General features: G+C 61.2%; 10 protein-coding genes. 5 read left to right on the forward strand and 5 right to left on the reverse strand.

What is annotated here, in order from left to right; translation table 11 throughout:
* Positions 1-665: GTP-binding protein (locus DBR24_RS33545; protein WP_256591790.1), on the forward strand; the 665-nt coding region annotated here is incomplete at its 5' end.
* Positions 665-1,315, forward strand: coding sequence for a DUF1826 domain-containing protein (locus tag DBR24_RS24155; RefSeq protein ID WP_128615991.1), 651 nt, complete (start codon positions 665-667; stop codon positions 1,313-1,315). The genes DBR24_RS33545 and DBR24_RS24155, both read left to right, overlap by 1 nt.
* Positions 1,316-1,319: 4 nt before the next feature.
* Here DBR24_RS24155 and DBR24_RS24160 read toward each other — a convergent pair whose 3' ends face one another.
* Positions 1,320-1,676 (reverse strand): NADH:ubiquinone oxidoreductase, encoded by a 357-nt coding sequence (locus DBR24_RS24160; protein WP_128615992.1) that lies wholly within the window; start codon positions 1,674-1,676, stop codon positions 1,320-1,322.
* A gap of 27 nt (positions 1,677-1,703) precedes the next feature.
* Between DBR24_RS24160 and DBR24_RS24165 the strand changes: the two genes are divergently transcribed.
* Positions 1,704-2,669 carry a GTP-binding protein gene (locus DBR24_RS24165; RefSeq protein ID WP_128615993.1) on the forward strand — a complete coding sequence of 322 codons (966 nt, stop codon included), beginning with the start codon at positions 1,704-1,706 and terminating at the stop codon, positions 2,667-2,669.
* A 25-nt stretch (positions 2,670-2,694) separates the two neighbouring features.
* Here DBR24_RS24165 and DBR24_RS24170 read toward each other — a convergent pair whose 3' ends face one another.
* Positions 2,695-3,108: a DUF3301 domain-containing protein gene (locus tag DBR24_RS24170; RefSeq protein ID WP_123470010.1), complete on the reverse strand. Its 414-nt coding sequence runs from the start codon at positions 3,106-3,108 to the stop codon at positions 2,695-2,697.
* Between the two features lie 117 nt (positions 3,109-3,225).
* Between DBR24_RS24170 and pdxY the strand changes: the two genes are divergently transcribed.
* Positions 3,226-4,098 (forward strand): pyridoxal kinase PdxY, encoded by an 873-nt coding sequence (gene pdxY / locus DBR24_RS24175; protein ID WP_128615994.1) that lies wholly within the window; start codon positions 3,226-3,228, stop codon positions 4,096-4,098.
* A 123-nt stretch (positions 4,099-4,221) separates the two neighbouring features.
* Here pdxY and DBR24_RS24180 read toward each other — a convergent pair whose 3' ends face one another.
* Positions 4,222-4,704: an acyl-CoA thioesterase gene (locus tag DBR24_RS24180; RefSeq protein WP_003229693.1), complete on the reverse strand. Its 483-nt coding sequence runs from the start codon at positions 4,702-4,704 to the stop codon at positions 4,222-4,224.
* A 280-nt stretch (positions 4,705-4,984) separates the two neighbouring features.
* Between DBR24_RS24180 and DBR24_RS24185 the strand changes: the two genes are divergently transcribed.
* Positions 4,985-6,748, forward strand: coding sequence for a cation:proton antiporter (locus DBR24_RS24185; protein ID WP_123470007.1), 1,764 nt, complete (start codon positions 4,985-4,987; stop codon positions 6,746-6,748).
* Between the two features lie 21 nt (positions 6,749-6,769).
* Here the strand turns inward: DBR24_RS24185 and DBR24_RS24190 are convergent, their stop codons facing one another.
* Both DBR24_RS24190 and DBR24_RS24195 read right to left on the reverse strand, forming a co-directional pair.
* On the reverse strand, positions 6,770-7,177 hold the full coding sequence (locus tag DBR24_RS24190) for an SMI1/KNR4 family protein (protein WP_123470006.1): 408 nt from the start codon (positions 7,175-7,177) through the stop codon (positions 6,770-6,772).
* A 138-nt stretch (positions 7,178-7,315) separates the two neighbouring features.
* Positions 7,316-8,020, reverse strand: a 705-nt coding sequence (locus tag DBR24_RS24195; RefSeq protein WP_256591791.1) for a Tim44 domain-containing protein, incomplete at its 5' end; no start/stop codon positions are given.

The raw sequence follows: 8,020 nt of genomic DNA on the forward strand, positions 1-8,020 counted from the left end.
TGATCAGCAAGATCGACCTGATCAGCCAAGGTGATCGCGATGAACTGATGGCCATTCTCGGACGCCTTAATGCTCACGCTGAAATCATCCCGATGGTGATGGGCGAAGTGCCGCTGGAGAAGATCCTCAACACCGGTCGCTTTGACTTCGAAAAAGCCGCGCAGGCACCGGGGTGGCTGCAGGAGTTACGGGGCGAACACGTGCCGGAAACCGAGGAGTACGGCATCGCGTCAACGGTCTACCGTGCGCGTCGGCCCTTTCACCCGCAGCGGTTTTTCAACTTCATCGACCGTCCGTGGCTGAACGGTAAACTGCTGCGCTCCAAAGGTTTCTTCTGGCTGGCCAGCAAACCCACGGATGCCGGAAGCTGGTCGCAGGCCGGCGGTTTGATGCGTCATGGCTTCGCGGGTCGCTGGTGGCGTTTTGTGCCGAAATCCCAGTGGCCGCAGGATCAGGAAAGCACCCAGGCGATCATGCAGAACTGGACGCCGAGCGTCGGTGATTGTCGTCAGGAACTGGTGTTCATTGGCCAGAACATCGACTTCGCCCAGCTCTCGGCGGATCTGGACGACTGCCTGCTGAGCGATGAGGAAATGGCACTCGGTGCGCAGGGCTGGCAATTGCTAGCGGATCCGTTCGGCCCCTGGCACGAAGAGGCCGCCTGATGCTCGCGTTCAAGCAGCTGCAAAACCGCGCGCGTTATCCGCATCACGGGCCGACGCCCAATGCATTGGCGCGGATCCTGGAGGACGACATCAACCTCGCGGTCTGGCAGCGACAACTGCCGCTGCACATTGCCGATTTCGCCGGGCTGCTGCTTTCGCGCAATGAACCCTTGGCGGAGTCGCTGTGCCTGGAATTGCCCGAGGAGGACGCCGAGCCTGACCTTGCCGGGCTGGCCGCAGGATTTCGTGACCTGGAAGGCTACGACAGCTTTATCGCCGACCTGAGATGGCTGGTCAGTGCATTTGCCTGTTTATTGGGTGCGCGGCGCATCGGCCTGCGGCTGCGGGTACTGGACAAGGCCATGTGCCCACGCTTCCACGTTGACCATGTGCCGGTGCGCCTGATTACCACGTACGCCGGCGTCGGCAGTCAGTGGCTCACCGAGGGCGCCATGGACCGTACTCAACTGGGGCAGGCCGACGCCGAGCCGCAGGACTGCGCGCAGATCCAGCAACTGGGCAGCGCTCACGTCGCGCTGCTCAAAGGTGAAAAATGGCACGGCAACGAGGGCTTTGGCTTGATTCATCGTTCGCCGGCATTATCGCCGGGCGAGCGTCGGTTGATGCTGACCCTCGACTGGCTCGGTTAAGCGCTCAAGGTTTGAGCCAGGAGCCCTGGCTCTGGCCTTCGCAATACGGTTGCAGATACGCTGCATCAGTGGCGACGCCGTAATAGTGGATATCCTGGCGGTAAGGCATATTGGCGACTTGCGCGTTGCTGCACACACCAAAGGCGCCGGCGGGGCATTGATCGACGTACTGCACCTCGACTTTCTGTCCGGCCAGGGTCGGCTGACAGAAACCATCGCTGAACAGCTTGGCCGGGATGTTGCGGTTCTGCTGGCAGACTTTTACATCAAGCCGCTCGCCCTGACTGTGCACGACACAGGCCTGAGCCAACGCTTCGCTCGACAGCAGCATCAACAGCAACGACCATCCCACCCAACGCATCTTCAACCTCCTCAGAAAATGCCAGCCATGTTGCAGAACATTCCAACTCATGTCATCGCCGGTCCCTTGGGGGCGGGCAAGACCAGCCTGATCCGCCAGCTCCTGGCGCAACGCCCGGACGGGGAGCGCTGGGCGGTGCTGATCAATGAGTTCGGCCAGATCGGCCTTGATGCCGCACTGCTGACTCGTGACGCCGATGGTATCGCACTGGGCGAAGTGGCCGGGGGGTGTTTGTGTTGCGTCAATGGTGCGCCGTTCCAGATCGGGCTCGGGCGCTTGCTGCGCAAGGCAAAGCCGGATCGGCTGTTTATCGAGCCGTCGGGGCTGGGTCATCCGGCGCAGTTGCTCAGGCAGTTGAGTGAAGCGCCGTGGCGCGGCGTGCTGGCGGTACAGCCGTGTGTTCTGGTGCTGGACGCTCAGGCGCTGGCGGCGGGAAAACCGTTAGCGGCAGCGCAACAGGAGGCTCTGGCCGGCGCCGGTTTACTGTTGCTGAACAAGGCTGAAAACCTTGATGAGCGCCTGCGCGGGCAGATAACCGCACAACTGCCGCCCGTGCGGTTGCTCTGGACGCAGCAGGCGCAGGTGTCCCTGAGCGAGTTGCCGGGCCTGACCGCACGGGCGACGGCGGGTGCGGATAGCCTGATCGTGCCCAACGGCCCGGCGCCCATGCCAACGGTGTGGAGTGATCCGACGCAACCGATCTGTCTGAGCCAGGCCCTGGAGGGCAGTTGGAGCGTGGGTTGGCGTTGGCACCCGGGGAAAACGTTCGACAGCCAGCGAATCGCCGACTGGCTGGCAAGCCTGGAGTGGAAACGCGCCAAACTGGTTATCCACAGCGTCGCGGGCTGGGTTTCAGCGAATGCGCTGGACCGGGCTGAATTGAATTGGCAACCAAGCGAATGGCGGCGGGATTCGCGGATCGAGCTGATTTTCAGTGAGCCACAGGAAGTCGGGGCATTGCAGGCCGGTCTGGCGCGTGCGCGGACAAGCTAAGACTCAAAAGCTCACAAGACGGGACTCAGGGCTTCCACTTGGTGTGTTCCTGGCGCCACTGACTGAGCTCGATCACTTCCGCGCGAGGCTTGTGCACCTCGACCACCGGCGGCGTATCGTCGAACGGCGCCGGGTAGGGCGCCAGTTCGATCTGTGCACTGTGCGCGCCGAACTGGGTGATGGTGCCGTTGTGGCGGGTTTCGCCGGTGACGGTGAATTCGAAGTTATACACCCGCGCCAAGCGTCGGCGACCGCTGGCATCCTTGATCAAGCCAATCTTTTTCAGCGCGACATTACCGTCCAGCAGTTCGATGCCAACGTTGATGCAATGCTGTTTGACCCGCTCCAGCGCCCGCTCGCGCAAGCCGTGGTTGTGCCATAGCCATGCGCCGGCAGCGGCGAACAGCATCAACACGAAGATGTTTTCGAGGGTCAGCATCGACAGGGGACTCCAAAAGATAGCGTCAGCTTAACTGCGTCGCCGGCCTGTCGTACAGGCTGCGTTTCGTCGCATACTGCGCGGCTTGAATTTCAATCGTTTTACGGAATGACCCGAATGAAACGTACGCCTCATCTGCTCGCCATCCAGTCCCATGTGGTGTTCGGCCACGCCGGCAACAGCGCTGCGGTTTTCCCGATGCAGCGGGTCGGGGTGAATGTCTGGCCCCTCAACACCGTGCAGTTTTCCAATCACACTCAATATGGGCAGTGGGCCGGTGAAGTGCTGGCACCGCAACAGATCCCCGAACTGGTTGAAGGGATCGCTGCCATCGGCGAACTGGGCAACTGCGATGCGGTGCTGTCCGGCTATCTCGGCAGTGCGGCGCAAGGGCGGGCGATTCTCAGCGGCGTCGAGCGCATCAAGTCGGTCAATCCCAAGGCGCTGTATCTCTGTGACCCGGTAATGGGCCATCCGGAGAAGGGCTGCAGTGTGCCGACCGAGGTCAGTGACTTCCTGCTGGAAGAGGCGGCCGCTGTGGCGGACATCATGTGCCCGAATCAGCTGGAACTGGACAGCTTCTCCGGGCGCAAGCCGCAGTCGCTGTTCGATTGCCTGGCGATGGCGCGAGCCCTGCTGGCCCGCGGCCCGAAAGCGGTGCTGGTCAAGCATCTGGATTACCCGGGCAAGCCGGCGGATGGCTTCGAGATGTTGCTGGTCACCGCTGACGGCAGCTGGCATTTGCGCCGGCCGTTGCTGGCGTTTCCGCGGCAGCCGGTGGGGGTGGGCGATTTGACGTCCGGTCTGTTCCTGGCGCGGGTGCTGCTCGGGGACAGCCTGGTAGCGGCGTTTGAATTCACCGCAGCGGCGGTGCATGAAGTGCTGCTGGAGACGCAGGCGTGTGCCAGTTATGAGTTGCAACTGGTGCGGGCACAGGACCGGATTGCGCACCCACGGGTGAAATTCGAGGCGACAGCCATCAGTCTGTAGCCCGCGTCATGCGCATTCGCGAGCAAGCCCGCTCCGACATTGGTTTGGTGAACCGCACAGATCCAATGGGGGGGCGGGCTTGCTCGCGAAGGCTATCTATCAAGCCACATCAATAGGGGCTGATCAGGCGTCGCCCTTGATCTCCTGATAACGCTTCTCCAGCTCCTGGCGAATCTGCCGACGCTGCTGCGCTTGCATGTAGCGGCGTTTGTCTTCGCTGTTCTGCGGTTGCAGCGGCGGTACTGCCGCCGGTTTGCGCTGGTCATCGACAGCGACCATGGTGAAGAAGCAGCTGTTGGTGTGGCGCACCGAGCGCTCGCGGATATTCTCGGTCACCACTTTGATGCCGACTTCCATTGAGGTGTTGCCGGTGTAGTTGACCGACGCGAGGAAGGTCACCAGCTCGCCGACGTGAATCGGCTCGCGAAAAATCACCTGATCAACCGACAGGGTCACTACATAGCGGCCGGCATAACGGCTCGCGCAGGCGTAGGCCACTTCGTCGAGGTATTTGAGCAGGGTGCCGCCGTGGACATTGCCAGAGAAGTTGGCCATGTCGGGGGTCATCAATACCGTCATCGACAGCTGGGCGTTTCCGGGTTCCATAACGTTCTCACGGATCAAGGCTGAGTGGCTGAAAGCACCTCTGCGGGTGCCTGGTCGCTTTTCAAAAGCACCGTTATCGGGACGCCGGGCGACAGGCCGCCGTCACGCCGGAATCGTTCTGTTTCCATATATTGCACCGCCTTCCAGGCGGAAGTCGCGGTGTTAACCTGCAAAAGGCCCTGCCCAAGGGCAATTCCCACGTGAAAAGCGGATTTTTCTCACCTCGCCCAGACCGTTCTGACGTCTGTCCGCGAGTCTCGTCATACAAGGAGGCCACGCCATGCATGCCATCAGCTTTATTCAGGATCTGGCAGTGATCATGTTGGTCGCAGGCGTGGTCACGGTACTGTTTCATCGCTTCAAGCAGCCTGTGGTACTCGGCTACATCGTTGCCGGCTTCATCATCGGTCCGCACACCCCGCCGTTCGGCCTGATCCACGACGAAGAAACCATCAAGACCCTTGCCGAACTGGGGGTGATCTTCCTGATGTTCTGCCTGGGGCTGGAGTTCAGCCTGCGCAAGCTGTTCAAGGTCGGCGCCACGGCCTTCATTGCAGCGTTCCTCGAAATTGTCCTGATGATCTGGATCGGCTACGAAATCGGCCGCTGGTTCGACTGGAACACCATGGACTCGCTGTTCCTCGGCGCGATCCTGGCAATCTCCTCGACCACCATCATCGTCAAGGCGCTCAATGACCTGAAGATGAAAAACGAGCGTTTCGCGCAGTTGATCTTCGGGGTGCTGATCGTCGAAGACATCCTCGGCATTGGCATCATCGCGTTGCTGTCGAGCATCGCGGTGAGCGGCACGGTGAGTTCCGGCGAGGTGTTTTCCACGGTCGGCAAGCTGTCGCTGTTCATGATTGTCGCGCTGGTCATTGGCATTCTGCTGGTGCCGCGCCTGCTGGCCTACGTCGCCAGATTCGACAGCAACGAGATGTTGCTGATCACCGTGCTGGGCCTGTGTTTCGGGTTCTGCCTGCTGGTGGTCAAACTTGAATACAGCATGGTGCTCGGCGCCTTCCTGATCGGTGCGATCATGGCCGAGTCGCGGCAACTGCTGAAAATCGAGCGCCTGATCGAACCGGTGCGCGACCTGTTCAGTGCGATCTTCTTTGTGGCGATCGGTCTGATGCTCGACCCGATGATTCTGCTCGAATACGCCTGGCCGATCGCCGTGATCACTGTCGCCGTGGTGCTAGGCAAGATGCTGTCCTGCGGCCTCGGTGCTTTTATCGCCGGCAATGACGGACGCACCTCACTGCGCGTCGGGATGGGCCTGTCACAGATCGGCGAATTTTCCTTCATCATCGCCGCGCTGGGCATGACCCTGCAGGTCACCAGCAACTTCCTTTACCCGGTCGCTGTGGCCGTGTCGGTGATTACCACGCTGCTGACGCCGTATCTGATTCGTGCCGCCGATCCGCTGTCGATCAAGTTGTCCGCCGCTGTGCCCAAGCGCCTGGGGCGTGTTCTGGGTATGTACGGCGAGTGGCTGCGCAGCATTCAGCCGCAGGGCGAGGGCGCGATGCTGGCGTCGATGATCAGGCGAATCCTGTTGCAGGTCGGGGTCAATCTGGCGCTGGTGATTGCGATCTTCTTCGCCGGGGCCTACTTCGCCGAGCGTATATCGACCTCATTGCAAGACTGGGTCAGCGATCCGAGCTGGCAGAAGGCGTTGATCTGGGGCGGGGCGTTGTTGGTGTCGTTGCCGTTTTTGATCGCGGCGTATCGCAAGCTCAAGGCGCTGTCGATGCTGCTGGCAGAGATGGGGGTAAAGCCGGAAATGGCCGGTCGTCACACGCAGCGAGTGCGCCGGGTGATCGCCGAAGTGATCCCGATCCTCTCGCTGCTGGTGATTTTCCTGCTGTTGTCAGCCTTGTCGGCCAGTATCCTGCCGACCAACAAGTTGCTGGTGCTGATCGCCGTGGTGGCGGCCGCCGTGGCGGCGCTGCTCTGGCGCTGGTTCATCCGCGTGCACACGCGGATGCAGGTGGCTTTGCTGGAAACCCTCGACAACCACAAGGAGTCGTCGGGGCACTGACCTACCGGGACGTGTGGCAGATCAGCTTTCCAGCCAGACGTCCCGCGCCCAGTGCCACACCGATTCCCAGGACTCTTCGGTGATCAGCTCTTCTTCGCCGGACCACAGCACCACGGTGCCGTCTTCTTCAACGCAGTAGTAGTTGTAGCCGTCCTGACAGATCGGGATCAGGTCGCGCGGTACGCCAATATCCCAGGCGTTGGCCGCGACTTCCGGCAGGTAGGTGTGCGATTGCGGGTCGGTGACGGTCACCGGCTCGAGGCTGCCAAACACCACATCGCTGACGGTCAGCAGAAACTCTTTGAAGACGAACGGAATGTTGATGAACAGTTCTTCCTCGATCTCCACCAGTTGGTCTTCGTCAGGCAATTCCAAAGGAACCGGTACGGGTTCGTTGGCTTCGCGCAGTTGTTCGATGATTTCTTCCACGTCCGGGATCCTCTTGCTTGAATGGCGCGGTTTATATGGGCCGGTTTATACAGTAGCTCGCTATAGATGCAACCGCGAAATAGAAAAACCCCGGACGAGTCCGGGGTTTTCGTGGTCGCAGGTTCAGCGCAGCAAGGCTCAGCCGTTCTGACGAATACCGGCCACCAGCCAAGGCTGGTTGTCGCCCTGCGGACGTTCCATGTTCCAGCTTTCGCTGAACACTTCGCCCTGGTCGAAACGTGAGGTTTTCGACACACCACTGAAGGTCAGGGTGGCGATGGTCTTGTCGGCACGATCATCGACGCCGTCCAGCTGCACCTGCAGGTTGTCGATGTAGGTCGACTGGAAGCCGTCGCCCAGATCCGCGCGCTCACGCTTGAGGAAGTCGAGCATTTGCGGGGTCACGAACTCGGCGATCTTGTCCATTTCGTTGGCGTCCCAGTGCTGCTGCAGCGACTGGAAGTGGCTGCGTGCGGCTTCAAGGAAGCGCTGCTCGTTGAACCAGGCTGGCGCGTTGATTACCGGACGAGCGGCAACCGGAGCCGCCGAACCACCGAATATCGAACCCATGGCAGCAGGCTTCTGTTCGAACACTTCACGCTGCATCGGCGCGCCGGCCGGAGCCAGATGCTCCTGCTGCTTGCGTCGACGGGCGGCGATAAAGCGGAAGATCACGAACGCGATCACGGCCATGATCAGGATGTCGAAGATCTGCATGCCCTGGAAGCCGCCGCCCATGAACATGGACGCGAGCAGGCCACCGGCAGCGATACCGGCCAGCGGGCCGAGCCATTTCGAAGCGCCACCGGCCTTGGCAGCGGCGCCAGCGGCACCGGCAGCACC

The sequence above is a fragment of the Pseudomonas sp. HMWF006 genome (assembly GCF_003061205.1).
Classification (GTDB): Bacteria; Pseudomonadota; Gammaproteobacteria; order Pseudomonadales; family Pseudomonadaceae; genus Aquipseudomonas; species Aquipseudomonas monsensis.

Coding starts and splice junctions, on each gene's coding strand:
- DBR24_RS24155 (WP_128615991.1), top strand. CDS start 665: ATGCTCGCGTTCAAGCAGCTGCAAAACCGCGCGCGTTATCCGCATCAC.
- DBR24_RS24160 (WP_128615992.1), bottom strand. CDS start 1,676: ATGCGTTGGGTGGGATGGTCGTTGCTGTTGATGCTGCTGTCGAGCGAA.
- DBR24_RS24165 (WP_128615993.1), top strand. CDS start 1,704: ATGTTGCAGAACATTCCAACTCATGTCATCGCCGGTCCCTTGGGGGCG.
- DBR24_RS24170 (WP_123470010.1), bottom strand. CDS start 3,108: ATGCTGACCCTCGAAAACATCTTCGTGTTGATGCTGTTCGCCGCTGCC.
- pdxY (WP_128615994.1), top strand. CDS start 3,226: ATGAAACGTACGCCTCATCTGCTCGCCATCCAGTCCCATGTGGTGTTC.
- DBR24_RS24180 (WP_003229693.1), bottom strand. CDS start 4,704: ATGGAACCCGGAAACGCCCAGCTGTCGATGACGGTATTGATGACCCCC.
- DBR24_RS24185 (WP_123470007.1), top strand. CDS start 4,985: ATGCATGCCATCAGCTTTATTCAGGATCTGGCAGTGATCATGTTGGTC.